Source organism: Microbacterium sp. Z10_103 (assembly GCF_058310455.1).
This window is the reverse complement of the sequence record NZ_JBZEGK010000001.1, coordinates 1,386,209-1,404,365: the sequence shown is the minus strand read 5'-3', so window position 1 is coordinate 1,404,365 and position 18,157 is coordinate 1,386,209. Positions and strand designations below refer to the sequence as shown.

Here is an 18,157-nt window from a genome sequence, read left to right as displayed (position 1 = left end):
ACTGCAGACCGCGAGAGTTGATGGCACCGCCGGGTGCGGCGCCGCATGAGTTCCGGACGACGCGCGGCGTCGCCCGCAGGGAGTATGCCAGAGATGGCCGATGCAACAGAGAACCAGCCAGAAGCCGCCGACGAGACCGTCGACGAGACAGTGGTCGCGCCGGATCTGACCGAGGCGTCGCTCGCCGAGGATGAGATCGCTGCGGTGATCGATGCGGTGGCGGCCGTCGAATCCGACACCGGAGCGCCCGCCGCGCTGACGCTGACGGACGGAAGTTCGTCGGAGGACGAGACCGCGCCGAGCGGCGACGGGCCGACCGCTACTGCGGTGCCGGCCGAACTCTCCGCGCAGCAGACCCAGCCTGATGGGCCGCCCACGGCGGTCTCGCTCGGACTCCTGCCGGAGACGTTCGTGTCGACCGTGAGCACGGCGCTGCACTTCTACGCGCCCGAGATCCCGGTCCTCCCACCGGCCCCGCTCGAGGAGGAGCCCGCCGGCCCCACCAACGTGCGCCGCCGTAACCGCCGCCGGGGGGCGGGCGCCGATGAGGCGCCGGCGCCGGAGCAGCAGGAGCCGCAGCAGCCCGCGCCGCGTCAGCGTGCCGTGGAGTACATCACCGAGCCTCAGCGCATCAAGGGCTCGACGCGCCTGGAGGCCAAGAAGCAGCGTCGACGCGATGGCCGCGAGGCGGGGCGCCGCCGTCCCGTCGTCACCGAGGCCGAGTTCCTCGCTCGCCGCGAGGCGGTGGACCGCGTCATGGTGGTGCGCTCCAAGAACGGCCGCGTGCAGATCGCCGTTCTCGAAGACAACGTGCTCGTGGAGCACTACGTCGCACGCAACCAGGACGCATCCTTGATCGGCAACGTCTATCTCGGCCGTGTGCAGAACGTCCTGCCCAGCATGGAGGCGGCGTTCGTCGACATCGGCCGGGGCCGCAACGCGGTGCTGTACTCGGGCGAGGTCGACTGGGATGCGGCGGAGACCGGCAACCAGCCGCGCCGGATCGAGCTCGCACTGAAGTCGGGCGATCGTGTTCTCGTCCAGGTCACGAAGGACCCCGTCGGCCACAAGGGTGCGCGACTGACCAGTCAGATCTCCCTTCCCGGCCGTTACCTCGTCTACGTCCCGGGCGGCGCCATGAACGGCATCTCCCGCAAGCTCCCCGACACCGAGCGGGCGCGTCTGAAGAAGATCCTCAAGGAGGTGCTGCCCGAATCCTCCGGCGTGATCGTGCGCACGGCGGCCGAGGGTGCGACCGAGGAGCAGCTGACTCACGACGTGCAGCGACTCACCTCGCAGTGGGAGCTGATCTCGCAGCAGGTCGAGTCGATCCAGGCGCCCGCGCTCCTGCACTCCGAGCCTGACCTCCTCGTCAAGATCGTCCGCGACGTCTTCAACGAGGACTTCACGAAGATGCTCATCCAGGGCGAGGACGCGCAGCAGACGATCTCGTCCTACCTCGCCGGCGTGGCCCCCGACCTGCTCGAGCGTGTCGAGTCGTACGACTCCGATGGTGACCCGTTCGACGAGTTCCGGATCACCGAGCAGATCGAAAAGGCTCTCGACCGCAAGGTGTGGCTGCCCTCGGGCGGGTCGCTCGTGATCGACCGCACAGAGGCGATGACCGTCGTCGACGTCAACACGGGCAAGTTCGTCGGCTCCGGCGGCAACCTCGAGGAAACCGTCACGAAGAACAACCTCGAGGCGGCCGAGGAGATCGTCCGGCAGCTGCGGCTGCGCGACATCGGCGGCATCATCGTGGTCGACTTCATCGACATGGTGCTCGAGTCCAACCGAGATCTCGTGCTGCGCCGACTCATCGAGTGCCTGAGCCGTGACCGCACCAAGCACCAGGTCGCGGAGGTCACCTCGCTCGGCCTTGTCCAGATGACCCGTAAGAAGTTGGGTCTGGGCCTGCTGGAGACCTTCAGCGAGCCGTGCGAGGTGTGTGCGGGCCGCGGGGTGGTCGTGCATCACGACCCCGTCGTGAAGCATCGTTCGAACGGCTCGGCCAGCGCCGGCCCGGCCTCGAACAGGCGCGGCGGCCGAAGCAACGGAAACGGCAACGGCAATGGCAACGGGTCCGCCGCTTCCACGGGCACCCACGTCATCACGGAGGGCGTGAAGTCGGCGCTCGCACAGATCGCGGCATCCACCATTCAGACGGCGGCGATCGACATCATCGAGACGCCGTCCGAGCCGGTGGTGGCCGAAATCGAGATCGAGCCGGCGGAGCAGACCACCGAAGCCCCGCGCAAGACGCGAAAGAAGCGCTCGGACGCCGGAACGAAGTCTCAGCGCACGGAGAAGGACCTGCTCCTGGACTCGGTGCTGAACGCGCTCCCCGAGCCCAAGGCGCCCGGTCAGGGGCGCTCACGCCGACGCGTCACCACGGCTGCCCTCAGCGGCACGCCCGTGCAGGCTTCTCCGGCCGACGATAACTGAGCGGTCAGCGGTTCCGGCGCCGGTCGCGCGCCGGAACCCGCAGTCCCGAGGCGATGAGACGCCGGACCAGTTCGTGCCCGTCAACCGGCTGTGCGCCCCCGGCGACCAGGCGGGCGTGCTGTTCCTGGGGAATGTCGTAATGGTCCAGATCGAATCCGCGCCGCGGGATCTCGTGGGCGCGGGCGAATGCGTGGAGCTCGTCCAGATCGGTGTCGCTGACCAGGTGAGACCAGAGGCGCCCGTGCGCCGGCCAAATCGGCTTATCGATCAGGATCGCCACCCAGCGATCATATGTGGGAGGTCACGACACGCGGCGGAGCCTCCCGCTTTGCCAGTAGTCCGGGCATCAGGTAAACTCGACCTTTGGTGCGTCACGTTCGCCTCCTTCGCGGGGGTGACCTCGTCGTTCGTCTCTCAGCCGCAACGCGGTGAGACGACGAAATCGTGCCGAGACTTCCGTCATCAGACAAACCCCGGAGCAGTGCGCTCCCGAATGAAACAGGTGTGAAGTGGTTTACGCAGTTGTGCGCGCCGGTGGCCGGCAGGAGAAAGTCGAGGTCGGCACGGTTGTCGTTCTCGATCGTCTCGCCGCGTCGGTGGGCGACAAGGTGCAGCTTCCCGCGGTCCTCCTCGTCGACGGCGACGCTGTCACGACCGACGCCGACAAGCTTGCGAAGGTGACCGTCACCGCCGAGGTGCTCGGCGAAGAGCGTGGTCCGAAGATCGTGATCCAGAAGTTCAAGAACAAGACCGGGTACAAGAAGCGCCAGGGGCACCGTCAGGACCTCACGCGCGTCAAGATCACCGGCATCAAGTAAGCCAGGGAGACGTAGACATGGCACACAAGAAGGGCGCAAGCTCCACTCGGAACGGTCGCGACTCCAACGCCCAGCGACTGGGCGTGAAGCGGTTCGGCGGTCAGGTCGTCGGTGCGGGCGAGATCATCGTCCGCCAGCGCGGCACCCACTTCCACCCCGGCGCCAACGTCGGCCGTGGCGGCGACGACACGCTTTTCGCGCTGTCCGCCGGCGCGGTGCAGTTCGGCACCAAGGGCGGCCGGAAGGTCGTCAACATCGTCGCAGCGGCGGAGTGACCCGGAGCGTCGGAACGGTTTCACGAGGGGGTGGGCGTAGGCCCACCCCCTCGTTTTTTTCCCGCGTCCGATCCTCCTCCACCCCCGCATCCGCGGCTCACGCCCGAAGGGAAGACCCATGGTCACATTCGTAGACCAGGTGACGCTGCACCTGCGCGCGGGCAAGGGCGGCAACGGATGCGTCTCGGTCAAGCGCGAGAAGTTCAAGCCCCTCGCCGGCCCTGACGGAGGCAACGGCGGACATGGCGGCGACGTCGTGCTCGTCGCCGACCCGCAGGTCACGACGCTGCTCTCCTACCATCACTCCCCGCACCGCTCGGCCGGCAACGGCGGATTCGGCATGGGAGATCACCGTTCCGGTGCGCTCGGCGAGTCGCTCGAGCTGCCCGTTCCGGTGGGCACGGTCGTGAAGTCCGCCGACGGGGAGACGCTCGTCGACATGATCACGCCGGGCATGCGATTCATCGCTGCGCCCGGCGGACAGGGCGGACTCGGCAACGCTGCCCTCGCCTCCACAAAGCGCAAGGCCCCCGGCTTCGCTCTGCTCGGCACTCCCGGGTGGGAGGGTGACCTTGTCCTCGAGCTGAAGACCGTCGCAGATGTCGCACTCGTCGGCTATCCCTCGGCCGGGAAGTCGAGCCTCATCGCCGCCGTCTCGGCGGCGCGACCGAAGATCGCCGACTATCCGTTCACCACGCTGCATCCGAACCTCGGTGTCGTCCAGGCCGGCGACGTGCGGTTCACCATCGCCGATGTCCCCGGGCTCATCGAAGGGGCAAGCGAAGGTCGGGGTCTGGGGCTGGAGTTCCTCCGTCACGTCGAGCGCTGCACGGCACTCGTCCACGTCCTGGACTGCGCCACACTGGAGCCCGGCCGCGATCCGCTCAGCGACCTCGATGTCATCCTCGCCGAACTGGCCGCCTACCCTGTTCCGGAAGGCCAAACCCCCCTGGTGGATCGCCCGCAGCTGGTGGCGCTGAACAAGGTGGACGTTCCCGAGGCGAAAGAACTGGCCGCACTCGTCCGCCCCGATCTGGAAGCGCGCGGATTCCGGGTCTTCGAGATTTCCACCGTTTCCCGTTCTGGTCTGCGCGAACTCACGTTCGCGCTGGGGGAGCTCATCGAGCACCACCGCGCGGAGCTTGCCGCGACCGAGCCTGCCGAGCGCATCGTCATCCGCCCGAAGGGCTCCGAGCGCGACTTCAGCGTGCGGGTCGAGGGCGGCACCTACGGCCCGGTCTACCGCATCCTCGGTGCCAAGCCGCTGCGGTGGGTTCAGCAGACCGACTTCCAGAACGACGAGGCCGTCGGTTATCTTGCCGACCGCCTGGAACGCCTCGGCGTGGAGGACGAACTGTTGCGCGTGGGGGCGACGCCCGGCGCGACCGTCGTCATCGGTGAGGGCGACGGCGTCGTCTTCGACTGGCAGCCGTCCCTGTCCTCCGCTGCGGAGCTCATGACCGCCCCCCGTGGCACGGACCCGCGCCTGGACGAGAACCCCCGTCGCACCACCTCCCAGCGCCGCGAGCGCTACCACGAGCGCATGGATGCGAAGGCTGACGCCCGCGCAGAGCTCGAGGTTGAGCGACTGGCGAGACGGGACGGAGACGGCGGATGACCGCGCTCACGCGGTCCGAGGTCCCCGGGGCCGATCGAGTCGTGGTGAAGGTCGGTTCGTCCTCGATCAGCGGTGACAACGCGCACCGTATCGATCTCATCGTGGAGGCCCTGGCTGCGGCGCACGCCCGCGGCACGGAGATCGTCCTGGTTTCTTCGGGCGCGATAGCCACCGCCCTGCCGTTCCTCGACCTCGCCGGACGCCCGACCGACCTGGCGACGCAGCAGGCGGCGGCCGCGGTCGGTCAGAACGTGCTCATGTGGCGCTACCAGACCTCGCTCGACCGCTTCGGGCTCCTTGCCGGGCAGGTGCTGCTCACCGCGGGCGACCTGGAGAACGCCACCTCTCGTTCCAACGCCCGCCGCGCTATGGAGCGACTCCTCGGGTTACGCATCCTCCCGATCGTCAATGAGAACGACACCGTCGCCACCCACGAGATTCGCTTCGGTGACAACGACCGGCTGGCAGCTCTGGTGTCGGCGCTCCTGGGTGCCGATGCGTTGATTCTCCTCAGCGACATCGAATGCCTCTACACCCGCCCCCCGGGGGACCCGGGTGCCCGCCCCATCCCCGCGATCGAGTTCGGAGACGACCTGCAGGGTTACGAATTCGGAAGCATGGTCGTCAACAGCGTGGGGACCGGGGGAGCGGCGACGAAAGTGTCGGCCGCGCGGCTTGCTGCGGCTTCCGGAGTGGGCGTACTCGTCACCAGCGCCGACCTCGTGGCCGATGCGCTCAGCGGGCGCGACATCGGCACCTGGTTCCACCCCGACCCCGACGCGACGGCGCCGGCACCGACCGGCCCCGTCGGGACCGTCACCACCCCCATCGGTAGACTGAGCGGATGACCGTCGTCGCCACATCCGCACGCGAGAGGATGCTTCTCGCTCACGATGCTTCGCGCTCCGTCGGGTTGCTGGACGCCGCTCGCAAGGAAGAGCTTCTGCGTGCGATCGCCGGCCGGCTGGAGGCCGATGCCGGGCCCATCGTCGCCGCGAACGCCGAAGACCTCTCGCGCGGTCACGAGAACGGGATCGGCGAGGCGCTGCTGGACCGCCTCCGCATGGACGAACCGCGCGTGTCGGCTCTCGCGGCCGCAGTGCGGCAGATCGCTGAGCTCCCGGACCCGGTGGGCCGCGTTCTCGACGAACGGACCCTGCCCAGTGGCCTGCGGCTGCAGAAGATTTCGGTGCCGTTCGGAGTGGTGGGCACCATCTACGAAGCCCGGCCCAACGTGACGGTCGACATCGCTGCCCTCGCGCTCCGCTCCGGCAACGCCGTCGTGCTCCGCGGTGGGAGTGCCGCGGAGCAGACGAACGCGGCGCTCGTTCGCAGCATGCGCGCCGCATTGGTCGACGTGGGCGTGAATCCGGACGCGGTACAGACCGTGGACGAGTTCGGCCGTGACGGTGCCCGTGAGCTGATGCAGGCTCGCGGCATCGTGGATGTCCTCGTGCCGCGCGGAAGCGCGCAGCTGATCGAAACGGTCGTGACCGAGTCGCTCGTGCCGGTCATCGAGACCGGCGCAGGTGTCGTCCACATCGTCCTCGACGCGACGGCGCGCGCGGACTGGGCACGGGACATCGTCGTCAATGCCAAGGTCCAGCGTCCGAGCGTCTGCAACGCGGTGGAGACGGTCCTGGTGCACCGTGACGCCGCCGAGCGCGTCCTGCCGGGCGTTCTCGCCGCGTTGGATGAGGCGGGCGTCACCGTTCACGGAGACGAGGCGGTCGTGCGTCTGCATCCCCGCGCTGTCCCTGCGACCGAGGAGGACTGGGCGACCGAATACCTCAGCCTCGACGTCGCGGTACGCATCGTCGCCGACCTCGACGATGCCCTCGCTCACATCCGGCGGTATTCGACGCACCACACCGAGTCGATCGTCACCGATGATGCCGCCAATGCGGAACGGTTCCTCGCCGAGGTGGACTCGGCTGTGGTCATGGTGAACGCATCGACGCGGTTCACGGACGGCGGCGAGTTCGGCTTCGGTGCTGAGGTCGGTATCTCGACGCAGAAGCTCCACGCCCGCGGGCCGATGGGGCTTGCGGAGCTGACCAGCTCGAAGTGGCTGGCGCGCGGCGACGGGCAGATCCGCACATGAGCGCACTAAAATGGCAGGGCGCGTCGCGCTCGACCCGAACGGAGACCCGATGACCACCGCCACGTTGATCGCCCTGGCCGCTGCGGAGGCGGAGCATCACGGCAACGTCGCCCTCGAGACGTTCTGGTACGGCGCTGTGGCCCTCGCGGTTTTCGCCCTCCTCGGGATCGTGACGCTGTCCTACCGCAACGTGGCCAACCGTCACGCACCGAAGGCGGAGGCATACGCTCGCACCCACCCGGCACCGAGCCACGAGGGACACGGCCACTAGGCCCACTGGATGTCGGGGGAGCGCGCGGCGCGGATCGGGGTCATGGGCGGGACTTTCGATCCCATCCACAACGGTCACCTGGTTGCGGCCAGCGAAGTGGCACAGGGCTTCGGGCTCGACGAGGTCATCTTCGTGCCGACCGGTATGCCGTGGCACAAGCAAGAGGTCTCGCCGAGCGAACACCGTTACCTCATGACGGTGATCGCCACCGCGTCCAACCCGCAGTTCAGCGTCAGCCGGGTGGACATCGACAGGATCGGGATCACGTACACGATCGACACTCTGCGCGACCTGCAGGCCCAACGCCCGGGCGCCGAGCTGTTTTTCATCTCCGGTGCGGATGCCGTGGCGCAGATTCTCAGTTGGAGGGACCATGATGAGTTGTGGGACCTCGCGCACTTCGTCGCGGTGTCACGGCCCGGCCACGTACTGAGCACGGAAGGGCTGCCCACCGAAGACGTCAGCCAACTCGAGATCCCGGCGCTGGCGATCTCGTCTACCGACTGTCGGGACCGCGTCCGCCGAGGACACCCCGTGTGGTACCTCGTCCCCGACGGGGTCGTTCAGTACATCGCAAAGCACCACCTTTACCGGAGCAAGGCATGAGCACACCAGATCAGCCCGAGACGACTCCGCTGACCCGTCGCCGCATCCGCGAGATCCGCGCGACCGGCGCCAACCCCATCATTCCTCCGCCAACGGAGGAAGAGGCCGGCGATTCGCCCGCCGAGACCGTTGTACCGGAGCCGGTCGCCGCAGCACCCACCCCGCTGCCGCGCGCCGCCGAACCCGCCCCGGTTGCTCCCGCACCCCTGCCCGACACTTCCATCGACCTCGGAGTGACCGCCCTGACGCGCCGCCAGGCCCGGGCGCAGGAGCGCATCCGCACCGCCTCGGTCCCCGTCATCCAGCCCGACATGCTGTCGGACGCGTCGGCGGCTGCCGTGCCGCCCGCGACGGACGCGCCGACGGCATCGGAGGAGACGCCCGAGGATGAGGTTCCCGCCGACCCGCGACCGGAGCCGGAGCCGACCGGCGCGCAGCCGGATGCTGCACAAGAGGCGGAAACCGACGCCGGGGTTGCCGAGCCCGAAGCGCAAGAGGCCGAAGGGCAAGAGGCCGAAGCCGATTCTGGTCCGATCGCCCACCTCCCACGCCCCGCCGAGGACGAAGAGGCGCCCGCGCCGTCCGTGGTGAATCCGGAGCTGGGCTCCGGCCTGCTTGCCGGCCAGACGCCTCCCGTTTCCGCCCCGTCCTCATTCGATCAGCTGATTGCGCGCGGCAGTTCTGCGACCGGGTCCATCGCGACGCCGAACGCGTTGATCCTCTCCCAGACGCCCAGCGCGGCCCCGCTCTCACCGATATCGGCGACGGGCGAGCTCCTCATCACGGGCTCGTTCGACCTGCCTGCCGGGCTGGGGTCTGTCGGGCACGCGCACGGAACCACGGACGGCAAAGACGTCGACGCCGTCCTCATCGACGGCGAGCTCCCTGCCTCGTCCTCCCCGACACCGATCGCCGCGAGCGCGGCGATCAGCACCGCGCGACACCCCGGCGAGGAGATCATCCGACCGCCGGCACCTGAGAAGGGCAACCGATTGATGCTTGCCCTGGTGATCACCGCCGGCGTCCTTGCCCTCGCCCTCGTCGGTGTGCTCATCGCCGCCGTCACAACCGGAGTCTTCTGATGGCCGCCACCGAGTCCTCGCGGACGATGCTCGACATCGCCGCCCACGCCGCCGATTCCAAGGGTGGCGAAGACCTCGTCGCGCTCGACGTCTCGCAGCCGCTTCCGCTCGTCGACATCTTCCTCATCGCCACGGGGCGAAACGAACGCAACGTCGCTGCGATCGCCGACGAGATCGAAGCGAAGCTCCTGGAAGGCGGACACAAACGCCTACGCCGGGAGGGTCGGGCGGAGTCGCGCTGGATTCTGCTGGACTTCGGCGACCTCGTCGTGCATGTCTTCCACGAGCAGGAGCGCGTGTACTACGGGCTCGAGCGCCTCTGGAAGGACTGTCCGGTCGTCCCCATCGACCTTCCCGCACACGCGGAGTAGCGTCGCGACGACGCCCTCACTGCAGGCAGAACTCGTTCCCCTCGGGATCGCGCAGCTGCCAGTAGCGCTCCGGCCACGGCCCCCAGTTCTGCTCCACCAGCCGAACGACCTCGGCACCGAGAGCGACCAGGCGGTCCTTCTCTGCGTCGAGGGTCGCCGCGTCCACCTGCAGCTGACCGTCCGGCCGATCGGCGGTGAGGTCGATGTGCAGGCGATTGCGCTCCGTCTTCGGTCCGTCGGCATGGTGGAAGAACATCCGCGGGCCTTTCCCCGTCGGATCCTCCGCCAGTCCGCGATGGGAGAGGTCTTCCTCCGTCAGCCCGTTGGCCAGGAGCATATCCCGCAGCTCGCCCTCGAACTCGATATGGGGGTACCCGAACACGTCCGACCAGAAACGCGCGAGTTTCGGCGGGTCATCCGCATAGATGACGATGTTTCCCAGTGACGGCATAGCGCATCCCTTCGTTGCCAGCACGATATCGACCGCCGCCGACAGCCGCCGCGGTTCGAGAGCCTCGGCGGGATGTAGTAGTCTTGCGTAGTTGCCTCGTGAGGCAGCTTCGGGCCTGTGGCGCAGCTGGTAGCGCACCTGCATGGCATGCAGGGGGTCAGGGGTTCGAGTCCCCTCAGGTCCACCGAAAGACCCCCGTCATTGCGGGGGTCTTCGTGTTTTCACCCTTCATGCCGCGCCGGTGATGCGGGCACTATCGTCGGTCCAGTGCCCGGATTGTGTCCAGAGGCACCGCCGGAAGGGGCTCCATCACCCTCGACGCGGTCGGCACGTTCGCCCGCCGGACCGGCGTGACGGAGATCGAAGCGGACGACAGAGGGGCGCTGCGCACGAAGGTGCCCGACGGCTGGCAGCTGCTGAGCGTCCGCACGCTCTAGCCCTCAGCCACGCGGCTCGGATAGTGGCGGGCGCGGTTTCCTGAGCTCGAGGGCCGTGACGACGGTGGCCGAGATCCCTGTGATGAGGAGCGTGAGCGCTCCCCACAGCCCACCCCACATCTCGAGGTATATCGCGCCAGCCAGCATGAGGAGCCCGAGGATCGTCACCGCGATACCCATGACGTGGACGACCTTGTAAAGGCGACGGTTCACACTGCTCTGTGGGTTATTCGTCATGGCGGGGAACCTGGCCTTCTCCCGGCTCGTCGAGTTCGAGTTCCTTGCCGCTGTTACGGAGTGCGACAGCGAGTGTGATGAAAGCCGCGATTGTTCCTATCGACGTGATGACGATGACCAGCGCCTCGGCGTCCAGGCCGCCTGCGAACACAGCGACGACCGTCGCGCCTTATACCAGAATCGCGAGAACCCAGAGCCAGAGGATGTGGTTCTTCATCACCGTCACCCCCGAAGGTCTCCCGCATAGGGAACCACAGGCGTGCAGCTGTGCGCCAGTGGGTCCCCCAGTGCTCCTGGAGCCGGCGGCCGGTGACTGGATACGGGGCAGGGTGACCGCATTGGTGACCTCCACAGGCAACACCAGGATCACCCAGGAATCACGCATGGCATGCAGGGGTCAGGGGTTCGAGTCACCTCAGGTCCACGAAACACCCCGGGAGACCGGGGGTTTTCGCGTTGCGGGGCGTGTTGCGGCCCCGGCGATGCGCACACCTCGGCCTGGCCGAGGCATCGCGGGGGCACCTGAGGAAACGCTGTCATCCGGTACCGCGCGAGGGCAGGGCGGTGGCAAGGACGGTCAGTCTCCGCCACCGCCCCCGCCGCCACCGTCGCCGCCGCCACCGTCGCCGGAGTCACCGTCATGACCGATGGTGCGGTCGTGGTCACCGGACCCCGCGGCCGCGGCCGAGCCGTCGGAGCCGTCAGCAGCCGTCTTCGACCCCTTCGCCTTCTCGGATTCCCACAGCGAGAACGCGACGGCGAGCGAGGCGCCGATACCGATGCCGACGGCGATACCGGCGCCGATGTTTCCCATCGCGACACCGATGGCTGCGCCGATGGCGACGCCCAGGGGAATACCGGCCGCCCACGCCGTGCCGTTCAGCTGCTTCTCGTCGTCCGTCGCCATACGAAGCACCCTACGAAGGCTACGTCGGGATCTCCTCCCCCTCCCGGGGGAGAGGCCCCCTCCGTCTTCGGTCGTGGGGCAACCCGGTGGTGGGAGGACACCCTCGCGCGGAACGCCGGCGGCGACTATCGTGTGCGGCATCAAGCCCGGGGGAGAGCACCCATGCGTGAGATCGATCGTGTCCTGCTGGACCTCAAAGCGATCGGGGACCGCCTGATCGAACTCCTCGGTGGCCGCGCCGACGAGTTTCAGGCCGCGCTCCTCGCACTTCTCGGGGAGCTCGACGGCGATGACAGTCGAGCTGCCGCGAGCGATACCGTGCAGCTGGTCCGCCGTTACACGCAGACCCCTGAGGGCGATCCGGACGACCGCATCACAGACCTTCTCGCGAGCACGGCGACGCTCGGGCCCGCCCTCGCGGCGCACGAGGCCCCCCTGGCTGAGGTGTTCGATCCCGCCGGGACGACGTTCTCCGTGGATGACGCGGCCGGCCCGCCCTCGAGCGATTTCCTCGACATCGCTCCTGTCGGCGTCCCTCCGTTCGACGCGGACGCGCTCACTGCCGTCGAGGACGTGCTGACGTCGGCGGACGTCGTGAGGCCGCCGAACGCGAAGCACGTGCTCGTGCCGATCTGGTATGCGACCGACCGCGACCACCGGCCGGGGGAGGGACCGTCCGACCGTTTCGGCAGCGAGCGGAGTACAGCGGAGAACGGCACCTTTCTTCGCTACGGAACCGTGACGGTCAGCATCCCGGATGTCCACGAAGCGGGGGAGAAGGAGCGCCCGAAGTGGTACAAACCGTGGCAGCAGGAGGACCCCGACCTGCACATCGTGGTCCGAAGCATCCGGGAGCTCGGCCACGACGCCTGGATGAGGTCCCTGCGATACGGGCTCCAGAGTGGGAAACCTGCCGGCACCGACACCCGGGGCGACGTCCTGGTCTTCGTGCACGGGTACAACACGACGTGGGGTGATGCCGCGAGAACCGCGGCCCAGTTCACCTGGGACCTGGGGTTCCAAGGCCGCACCGTGATGTACTCCTGGCCCTCCCGCGGCACGTTCCTGGGCTATGGAAGGGATGAGGACCAGGTGCTCTGGGCGCAGGACCACTTCACCGGGCTTCTCCAGGACGTGCTGGCGAACAGTGGCGCGCGCCGGGTGCATCTGGTCGCCCACAGCATGGGCAATCGCCTGACGACCAACGCGCTGAGATCCATCGCCGAAGAGAACACCGTCTACCGGACCCCGGTCCGTGAGATCGTCTTCGCCGCGCCGGACGTCGACCGAGACACCTTCGGCGAGTTCGCTCGGCGCTTCAACGACCTGGTCGCCTCCTTCGAACCGCCCAGGGCGCCGCACCTGACTCTGTACACGTGCGGCGTGGACTCAGCGCTCGATTTCTCTCGCCTCCTGCACGGCAACTTCTTCCGCGCCGGCGATGCTCGCGACGGCATCCTCGTCGCCCTTCCCATGGACACGATCGAGGTGACCCGCATCGTCGTGGAGGAAACCCGTGACGACTGGACGGGCCACGCCTACTTCTGCACCAACCCGCGCGTGATCGACGATCTCAACCGCCTCGTGCTCCAGGGCGCGACCCCGACCGAGCGACACCACGAGCACAGCGAGTCCTACTGGCGGATGAGGTCGGTGAACGATCTCGGCTGAGGAAGCCGCGGGGCGTCGATCAGCTCACGCGATCCGGTCGGCGAGTTCGCGCTGCCGGCGACGCGCCCTGGCATGGATCTCGGCGGCATCGACGGTGGTGCTGACGCCTTCTTCGACGACGCGCTGACCATCGACGTAGACATCCCGGACGTCGCGGCCGCTGGCGCACTCGTAGAGGAACGCCTCCTCGGAGTCGTATCCGGCGGCGTCCGGGCTGTCCATGGAGATGACGACGAGGTCCGCGCGCTTGCCGACCTCGATCGAACCGATGACCGCGCCCAATCCCATCGAGCGCGCGCCGCCGACGATCGCCATTTCGAGCGGCTCACGCGGGTCGATCTCATTGCGGTTGTGGCGGTGCACCCCTTCCACCAGCTGCTGGCCGACGCGCGTGATCATCGCGATGCGGAAGAGATCGAGGGTGCCGAGGGATGCGACCCCATCCGACCCGAGGCCGATGTCCACACCGCGCCGCCACATCCGCACCGCCGGTGCCGGGCCGATGCCGAAGTTCCCCTTCGCGCAGTGCGCGGCGGAAACGCCACTGCGGGCGTAGGCGGCGATGTCTTCGTCACCCACGAGGACGGAGTGCGCGCCGTGGAGGGTGTCCGTGAAGACTCCGAGATGTTGCAGATACTCCACCGGTCGCCGACCGAAGTGCTCCAGGGCGTAGTCGATCTCGTAGGTGCCCTCGACCAGGTGCGTGTGCACCTTCACGCCCCGAGCGCGTGCCTCGCGATGGATGTCGACGACGAGGCCGGGAGAGCAGGCGACGATCTGGCGCAGTGACATGCCCCCCGTGACGCGCACCGATCCGTCGGGAGCGGCGCGGTGCTGTTCGACAACGTCGATGTTGCGTTGGACCGCTTCGTCGCTCGTCAGCTGCATGGAGCCGGGAATCCGCGCGCCGCCGTCCATCGTGTTCTGCGACACGACCCCGCGGATGCCGGCGTGCCACGCTGCCCGGGCCATCGCCGAGGGGTGCGGCCCTCCCGCTTCGAAGAAGGCCGTCGTCCCTGTGGCGAGCATGCTCGAGTACGCCAGAAGGCCGGAAAGCTCCACGTCGTCCTCGTCGAGATTCGCCTCGAAGGGGACGAGGTACTCGCGCCACGTGGGGACGCGCAGCTCGCGCGTGCGGCGCATGTCGGTGAGCAGGCCGCGCATCATCGTCTGTGCAGTGTGGATATGGGCATCGACGAGTCCGGGGATGACGATCCGGCCCCCGAGATCGCGGCTCGCGGCGGGAGCGACGCGCGTGCGGACATCGGCGGTGGGGCCGATGTCGACGATCGCGCCGTCGGCAATGGCGATCGCACCGTCGCGGATGACGGTGCGATCGGTGTCGAACGCGACGATGTAGGCGTGCTCGAGCACGAGATCGACGGGGCGGGGGTGCATGGTGCTCCTCGGAGTGCAGGGTCGGGTGGGGCTGTCAGGCGAGGCCGAGGCGGCGCGTCACGACGCGGTCGAGCCATCCGATGGCCCCGTAGGCCAGGAGAGCGACGACCACCAGCAGAATTCCGGCGGCCCAGAGCGTGTAGTAGTCGGCGAGGATGGATGACTGCGTGAGCAGCTGACCGAGCCCCTTACCGGTGGCGAGCCATTCGGCCAGGGTCGCTCCGCCGATCGCGCCGGGGACGGCGATCCTCGCCGCCGCGGTGATCGAGGGGAGCGCGTACTGCAGCCGGACGAACCGGGCGGCGTGTCCGGCGGAACCGCCCGACGCGCGCACGACATCCAGTGCACCCTCGGGGGCAGCGCGCAGCCCGGCCATCACCGTCACGAGAGTGGGGAAGAAGGTCACGAGAGTGACGAGGACGGTCACCCCGAGCAGACCGCGCCCGAACATGAGCATCAGCAGCGGGGTGAGGGCGAGGAGCGGCACCGAACGCAGCACGATCGCGAAGGGCATGACCGCTCGGCCGAGCGCCGGCACCGCCACGAACAGGATCGCGACGCCCACGGCGACCACGGTGCCGACGAGGAAGCCTACCGAGGCATCGAGCAGGGTCTGGCCGAGCCCACCCAGGAACACCTCCCAGAACTCCGAGGCCGGCGCGCCGGTCCGAGGGTTTCCCGCGACCAGGAACCCGGCGATATCCACGGGGGTTTTCGTGAAGAACTCGGGAAGCTCGAACACGGTGCGCAGCGACTGCCAGAATCCGATCAACAGCAGGAGCGAGAGCGCGGCTGCCGTGAGCGTCTGCCACCGTGGGAGGACGGCGCGCTCGGTGCCGGCGACGCCGGTCCCGACACCGGCACCTCGCCCGGCCCACGGGGCGAGGATGCGCGCGGCGAGGGTGACCAGGCCGTAGCCGATCGCCGCCAGCGCGCCGATGAAGATGGCGATTCCCCACGTGCGATCGGTGAGGAACGACTGCTGCGAGGTCACGATGATCGCGCCGAGGCCCCGATCGGAGCCGAAGAACTCGCTGATGACGGCGCCGAGGATGGCCGCGGGTACCGCGATCTGCAAGCCGGCGATCATCTGCGGCACCGCACTCGCGGCGCGGACGAAGCGAAGCCTGGCGAGGTTGCGACCGCCGCTGGCTGTCACAACGTCGAGGGCGGCAGCGTCGGTGGAGCGCAGTCCCAGCAGCAGGCCGATCAGGAGGGGGAAGTACACCTGCAGCGCCGCGATGACGATGCGCGAGACTTCGCCGGGCAGAGCCACCATCAGGATCGGCGCGATCGCCACGAACGGCACGACGTGCACGACCACGGCGACACGCATGACGATCGGCTCGCTCACGGGCAGCACCAGGCAGAGACAGGTCAGCGGAACGATCACGACGATCGCCCAGAAGAGCCCAGCTGCCGCAACGCCCAGCGTCACCGCCGTGTTGATCATCAGCAGACCCCAGTCGGCTGCGATCTGCGCGACGAGCTCCCACGGATACGGGACGATGCCGGTGGACGCGAACCCCGCAGCGACCGCGCACCACAGGACGATCATCGTCGCGATCGTCAGCGCCCCGATGCGGAGGCCGGTACGCCGCGCGCGTGCGGAGGTCAGGACCGCGGTAGTCATGCCGCCGAGCTGGACTGGTCCCGGGCCGCGAACAGCAGCTCCGACAGTCGGTCGCGGTAACCATGGAACTCTTCGGTCCGCTGCACCTCGGGGCGGCGGGGCCGGGGGATATCGATCGGCAACTCTTCGACGATGCGTCCCGGGCGGGCCGCCATGACCAGCACCCGGTCGGAGAGGAACACCGCCTCGTCGAGGGAATGCGTCACGAGCAGAGTCGTCGTGGGCCGCTCGGTCCAGATCCTCTGCAATTCCACGTTCATCGACCGGCGCGTCATGTCATCCAAGGCGCCGAACGGCTCATCCAGCAGGAGCACCTGCGGTTCGAGGACGAGCGAGCGGGCGATGGCGACGCGCTGACGCATCCCGCCGGACAGCTGCGCGGGACGGGCATCCTCGAACCCCTGGAGGCCGGTCAACGCGACCAGGTCCGCGATCGCCTTCCGGTCGACGCGGCGTCCGGCGACTTGCAGCGGAAGGGCGATGTTTGCTGTCACGGACCGCCAGGGAAGGAGCGCTGAGTCCTGGAACGCCACCCCGATCTCATGCTGGGCCTGGACCTCCTGGGGTGGACGACCGAGCACGCTCAGGGTGCCTGCTGTCGGCGCCTCCAACCCCGCGAACATGCGCAGCAAGGTCGACTTGCCGCACCCGGATGGTCCGATGAGGGCGCTGAAGGACCCGGGAGCAGTGCGCAGCGTCACGCCCGACAGTGCCTCCACGACGCCCCTGCCCGTCGAGAAGCGCTTGGCGACCGAGTGCGTCTCCAAGCCCCCGGCAGCCGAGCTCATTCGAAGACCTCCTCGCCGACGGTGAGGTCGAAGATGTCGGTGGCCTGCTGCTGGATGCCGACGGCGTCGTAGAAGGACTGCAGCTCCGCCAGAGCCTCGTCGTCCACCTTGAGCAGCCCCGTGTCCTCCGTGTTGCGCTGGGCCAGCTCAGCCCAGATGACTGCGCCCTCGGTCTGCGTCTCGAGCTCGAGGCCGAGCTGCTCCCCGTACGCGTCGAACACGATCTGCCCGGCGGCCTCCGGGTCACCCACGGCGTACTCCGTGCCGAGCTTGAGGGCGGTGAGCATGCCCACGATCTGCGCGCGCTCCTCCTCGTCCTGCAACGATTCCTCCCGCACGACGAACACGCCGCTCCAGCGGCTGTATCCGTAGTCGGCCAGCGGGATCGACGTCACATCCAGGCCCTGAGCGGCGAGCACGACCGGCTGGTTGGGCAGGGTGCCGGTGATGGCGTCCACCTCGCCCGATGCGAGGGCTGCGGGGTCGGAACCGACAAGCACCTGCTCGATGTCGGTCGGGTCCACGCCCACGAGGTCGAAGAACGGGGTGTACACGGGGACGTCGGTCTGCGACATACCGAGCTTGCGTCCAGCCAGATCGGCGGGCTCTTCGATCCCGGATCCGGCAAGCGTGATGATGGCCGAGGAGGTGGTCTGATACGTCGCCGCGATTCCCACGAGCCCCGATCCGGCGGCCACCGAGTTCGCCAGCGCCTCGGCGGAGAGCACGCCCATGAGGGCGTTGCCACCGGCGATCTGCGCGTCTGCACTCACGTCCGGGCCACCGGGAAGGATGTCGATGTCGATGCCTTCGTCGGCGAAGTACCCGTTCTGGTCCGCGACGATGGTGGACATGTTCTCCACATTCGGCAGCCAGCCCAGCTGGATTGCGGCGGGGGTCAGCGCATCCTCGGACGAATCTGCCGAGGAGGTGGCGCCCGGCGCGCAGGCGGCGAGGAGAGTGCCGACCGCGGCAAGGGCCACACCGGCCGTGATGCGACGTGCGACGGTGCGGGAGTTCGGGTTCGAGTTCATGGTGTCGCTCC

At 68.5% G+C, this 18,157-nt stretch carries 21 protein-coding genes and 1 tRNA gene; 13 read left to right on the top strand and 9 right to left on the bottom strand.

The window, feature by feature from the left end; all coding sequences use genetic code 11:
* Positions 1-93: 93 nt before the first annotated feature.
* Complete coding sequence (locus AC4FS2_RS06570; protein ID WP_491152632.1) at positions 94-2,445, top strand: Rne/Rng family ribonuclease; 2,352 nt, start codon at positions 94-96, stop codon at positions 2,443-2,445.
* A gap of 4 nt (positions 2,446-2,449) precedes the next feature.
* Here AC4FS2_RS06570 and AC4FS2_RS06565 read toward each other — a convergent pair whose 3' ends face one another.
* Positions 2,450-2,725 carry a DUF4031 domain-containing protein gene (locus tag AC4FS2_RS06565; protein ID WP_491152634.1) on the bottom strand — a complete coding sequence of 92 codons (276 nt, stop codon included), beginning with the start codon at positions 2,723-2,725 and terminating at the stop codon, positions 2,450-2,452.
* 229 nt (positions 2,726-2,954) lie between these two features.
* Between AC4FS2_RS06565 and rplU the strand changes: the two genes are divergently transcribed.
* The 9 genes from rplU to rsfS all read left to right on the top strand — a co-directional run bounded on the left by rplU (position 2,955) and on the right by rsfS (position 9,590).
* Positions 2,955-3,263, top strand: a complete 309-nt coding sequence (gene rplU / locus AC4FS2_RS06560) for a 50S ribosomal protein L21 (protein ID WP_484509123.1) — start codon at positions 2,955-2,957, stop codon at positions 3,261-3,263.
* Between the two features lie 17 nt (positions 3,264-3,280).
* On the top strand, positions 3,281-3,538 hold the full coding sequence (gene rpmA / locus AC4FS2_RS06555) for a 50S ribosomal protein L27 (RefSeq protein WP_442926970.1): 258 nt from the start codon (positions 3,281-3,283) through the stop codon (positions 3,536-3,538).
* Positions 3,539-3,656: 118 nt separating this feature from the next.
* Complete coding sequence (gene obgE, locus AC4FS2_RS06550; protein WP_491152636.1) at positions 3,657-5,156, top strand: GTPase ObgE; 1,500 nt, start codon at positions 3,657-3,659, stop codon at positions 5,154-5,156.
* A complete protein-coding gene (gene proB / locus AC4FS2_RS06545) occupies positions 5,153-6,004 on the top strand; it encodes a glutamate 5-kinase (RefSeq protein WP_491152638.1) in 852 nt (283 codons plus the stop codon). Before obgE ends, proB begins: the two co-directional genes overlap by 4 nt.
* Entirely contained in the window at positions 6,001-7,260 is a 1,260-nt protein-coding gene (locus AC4FS2_RS06540) for a glutamate-5-semialdehyde dehydrogenase (RefSeq protein ID WP_491152640.1), read from the top strand. The genes proB and AC4FS2_RS06540 overlap by 4 nt, the downstream gene beginning before the upstream one ends.
* A 49-nt stretch (positions 7,261-7,309) precedes the next feature.
* Entirely contained in the window at positions 7,310-7,531 is a 222-nt protein-coding gene (locus AC4FS2_RS06535) for a hypothetical protein (protein ID WP_491152642.1), read from the top strand.
* Between the two features lie 9 nt (positions 7,532-7,540).
* Complete coding sequence (gene nadD, locus AC4FS2_RS06530) at positions 7,541-8,137, top strand: nicotinate-nucleotide adenylyltransferase (protein ID WP_491152644.1); 597 nt, start codon at positions 7,541-7,543, stop codon at positions 8,135-8,137.
* Positions 8,134-9,219: a hypothetical protein gene (locus AC4FS2_RS06525; RefSeq protein ID WP_491152645.1), complete on the top strand. Its 1,086-nt coding sequence runs from the start codon at positions 8,134-8,136 to the stop codon at positions 9,217-9,219. The genes nadD and AC4FS2_RS06525 overlap by 4 nt, the downstream gene beginning before the upstream one ends.
* Positions 9,219-9,590, top strand: a complete 372-nt coding sequence (gene rsfS / locus AC4FS2_RS06520) for a ribosome silencing factor (protein ID WP_491152647.1) — start codon at positions 9,219-9,221, stop codon at positions 9,588-9,590. The genes AC4FS2_RS06525 and rsfS overlap by 1 nt, the downstream gene beginning before the upstream one ends.
* A gap of 16 nt (positions 9,591-9,606) precedes the next feature.
* Here the strand turns inward: rsfS and AC4FS2_RS06515 are convergent, their stop codons facing one another.
* Complete coding sequence (locus AC4FS2_RS06515; protein WP_491152649.1) at positions 9,607-10,041, bottom strand: VOC family protein; 435 nt, start codon at positions 10,039-10,041, stop codon at positions 9,607-9,609.
* 111 nt (positions 10,042-10,152) lie between these two features.
* On the opposite strand from AC4FS2_RS06515, the gene AC4FS2_RS06510 reads away from it, so the two are divergent.
* Together AC4FS2_RS06510 and AC4FS2_RS06505 are read left to right on the top strand one after the other, a co-directional pair.
* Positions 10,153-10,225: transfer RNA gene (locus tag AC4FS2_RS06510), tRNA-Ala, on the top strand.
* 94 nt (positions 10,226-10,319) lie between these two features.
* Positions 10,320-10,478: a hypothetical protein gene (locus AC4FS2_RS06505; protein ID WP_491152651.1), complete on the top strand. Its 159-nt coding sequence runs from the start codon at positions 10,320-10,322 to the stop codon at positions 10,476-10,478.
* A gap of 3 nt (positions 10,479-10,481) precedes the next feature.
* Here AC4FS2_RS06505 and AC4FS2_RS06500 read toward each other — a convergent pair whose 3' ends face one another.
* From AC4FS2_RS06500 to AC4FS2_RS06490, 3 genes are all read right to left on the bottom strand, one after another.
* Complete coding sequence (locus tag AC4FS2_RS06500; protein WP_491152653.1) at positions 10,482-10,715, bottom strand: hypothetical protein; 234 nt, start codon at positions 10,713-10,715, stop codon at positions 10,482-10,484.
* Positions 10,705-10,866 (bottom strand): hypothetical protein, encoded by a 162-nt coding sequence (locus AC4FS2_RS06495; RefSeq protein WP_491152655.1) that lies wholly within the window; start codon positions 10,864-10,866, stop codon positions 10,705-10,707. The genes AC4FS2_RS06500 and AC4FS2_RS06495 overlap by 11 nt, the downstream gene beginning before the upstream one ends.
* Positions 10,867-11,292: 426 nt before the next feature.
* Positions 11,293-11,622 carry a hypothetical protein gene (locus AC4FS2_RS06490; protein WP_491152657.1) on the bottom strand — a complete coding sequence of 110 codons (330 nt, stop codon included), beginning with the start codon at positions 11,620-11,622 and terminating at the stop codon, positions 11,293-11,295.
* Positions 11,623-11,784: 162 nt separating this feature from the next.
* On the opposite strand from AC4FS2_RS06490, the gene AC4FS2_RS06485 reads away from it, so the two are divergent.
* Positions 11,785-13,293 carry an alpha/beta hydrolase gene (locus AC4FS2_RS06485; RefSeq protein ID WP_491152658.1) on the top strand — a complete coding sequence of 503 codons (1,509 nt, stop codon included), beginning with the start codon at positions 11,785-11,787 and terminating at the stop codon, positions 13,291-13,293.
* Positions 13,294-13,317: 24 nt separating this feature from the next.
* Here AC4FS2_RS06485 and AC4FS2_RS06480 read toward each other — a convergent pair whose 3' ends face one another.
* The 4 genes from AC4FS2_RS06480 to AC4FS2_RS06465 are packed head-to-tail and all read right to left on the bottom strand — an operon-like array spanning position 13,318 to position 18,146.
* A complete protein-coding gene (locus AC4FS2_RS06480; protein ID WP_491152660.1) occupies positions 13,318-14,691 on the bottom strand; it encodes an amidohydrolase family protein in 1,374 nt (457 codons plus the stop codon).
* Between the two features lie 34 nt (positions 14,692-14,725).
* A complete protein-coding gene (locus AC4FS2_RS06475) occupies positions 14,726-16,324 on the bottom strand; it encodes an ABC transporter permease (protein ID WP_491152661.1) in 1,599 nt (532 codons plus the stop codon).
* Complete coding sequence (locus tag AC4FS2_RS06470; protein ID WP_491152664.1) at positions 16,321-17,112, bottom strand: ABC transporter ATP-binding protein; 792 nt, start codon at positions 17,110-17,112, stop codon at positions 16,321-16,323. Before AC4FS2_RS06470 ends, AC4FS2_RS06475 begins: the two co-directional genes overlap by 4 nt.
* The gene (locus AC4FS2_RS06465; RefSeq protein WP_491176805.1) at positions 17,109-18,146 is read right to left on the bottom strand and encodes an ABC transporter substrate-binding protein; all 1,038 of its coding nucleotides are present in this window, start codon (positions 18,144-18,146) and stop codon (positions 17,109-17,111) included. The genes AC4FS2_RS06470 and AC4FS2_RS06465 overlap by 4 nt, the downstream gene beginning before the upstream one ends.
* Positions 18,147-18,157: the final 11 nt, after the last annotated feature.

Coding starts and splice junctions, on each gene's coding strand:
- AC4FS2_RS06490 (WP_491152657.1), bottom strand. CDS start 11,622: ATGGCGACGGACGACGAGAAGCAGCTGAACGGCACGGCGTGGGCGGCC.
- AC4FS2_RS06465 (WP_491176805.1), bottom strand. CDS start 18,146: ATGAACTCGAACCCGAACTCCCGCACCGTCGCACGTCGCATCACGGCC.
- AC4FS2_RS06480 (WP_491152660.1), bottom strand. CDS start 14,691: ATGCACCCCCGCCCCGTCGATCTCGTGCTCGAGCACGCCTACATCGTC.
- AC4FS2_RS06525 (WP_491152645.1), top strand. CDS start 8,134: ATGAGCACACCAGATCAGCCCGAGACGACTCCGCTGACCCGTCGCCGC.
- AC4FS2_RS06515 (WP_491152649.1), bottom strand. CDS start 10,041: ATGCCGTCACTGGGAAACATCGTCATCTATGCGGATGACCCGCCGAAA.
- proB (WP_491152638.1), top strand. CDS start 5,153: ATGACCGCGCTCACGCGGTCCGAGGTCCCCGGGGCCGATCGAGTCGTG.
- nadD (WP_491152644.1), top strand. CDS start 7,541: ATGTCGGGGGAGCGCGCGGCGCGGATCGGGGTCATGGGCGGGACTTTC.
- AC4FS2_RS06535 (WP_491152642.1), top strand. CDS start 7,310: ATGACCACCGCCACGTTGATCGCCCTGGCCGCTGCGGAGGCGGAGCAT.
- obgE (WP_491152636.1), top strand. CDS start 3,657: ATGGTCACATTCGTAGACCAGGTGACGCTGCACCTGCGCGCGGGCAAG.
- AC4FS2_RS06485 (WP_491152658.1), top strand. CDS start 11,785: ATGCGTGAGATCGATCGTGTCCTGCTGGACCTCAAAGCGATCGGGGAC.
- rpmA (WP_442926970.1), top strand. CDS start 3,281: ATGGCACACAAGAAGGGCGCAAGCTCCACTCGGAACGGTCGCGACTCC.
- rsfS (WP_491152647.1), top strand. CDS start 9,219: ATGGCCGCCACCGAGTCCTCGCGGACGATGCTCGACATCGCCGCCCAC.
- AC4FS2_RS06570 (WP_491152632.1), top strand. CDS start 94: ATGGCCGATGCAACAGAGAACCAGCCAGAAGCCGCCGACGAGACCGTC.
- AC4FS2_RS06470 (WP_491152664.1), bottom strand. CDS start 17,112: ATGAGCTCGGCTGCCGGGGGCTTGGAGACGCACTCGGTCGCCAAGCGC.
- AC4FS2_RS06540 (WP_491152640.1), top strand. CDS start 6,001: ATGACCGTCGTCGCCACATCCGCACGCGAGAGGATGCTTCTCGCTCAC.
- AC4FS2_RS06475 (WP_491152661.1), bottom strand. CDS start 16,324: ATGACTACCGCGGTCCTGACCTCCGCACGCGCGCGGCGTACCGGCCTC.
- AC4FS2_RS06500 (WP_491152653.1), bottom strand. CDS start 10,715: ATGACGAATAACCCACAGAGCAGTGTGAACCGTCGCCTTTACAAGGTC.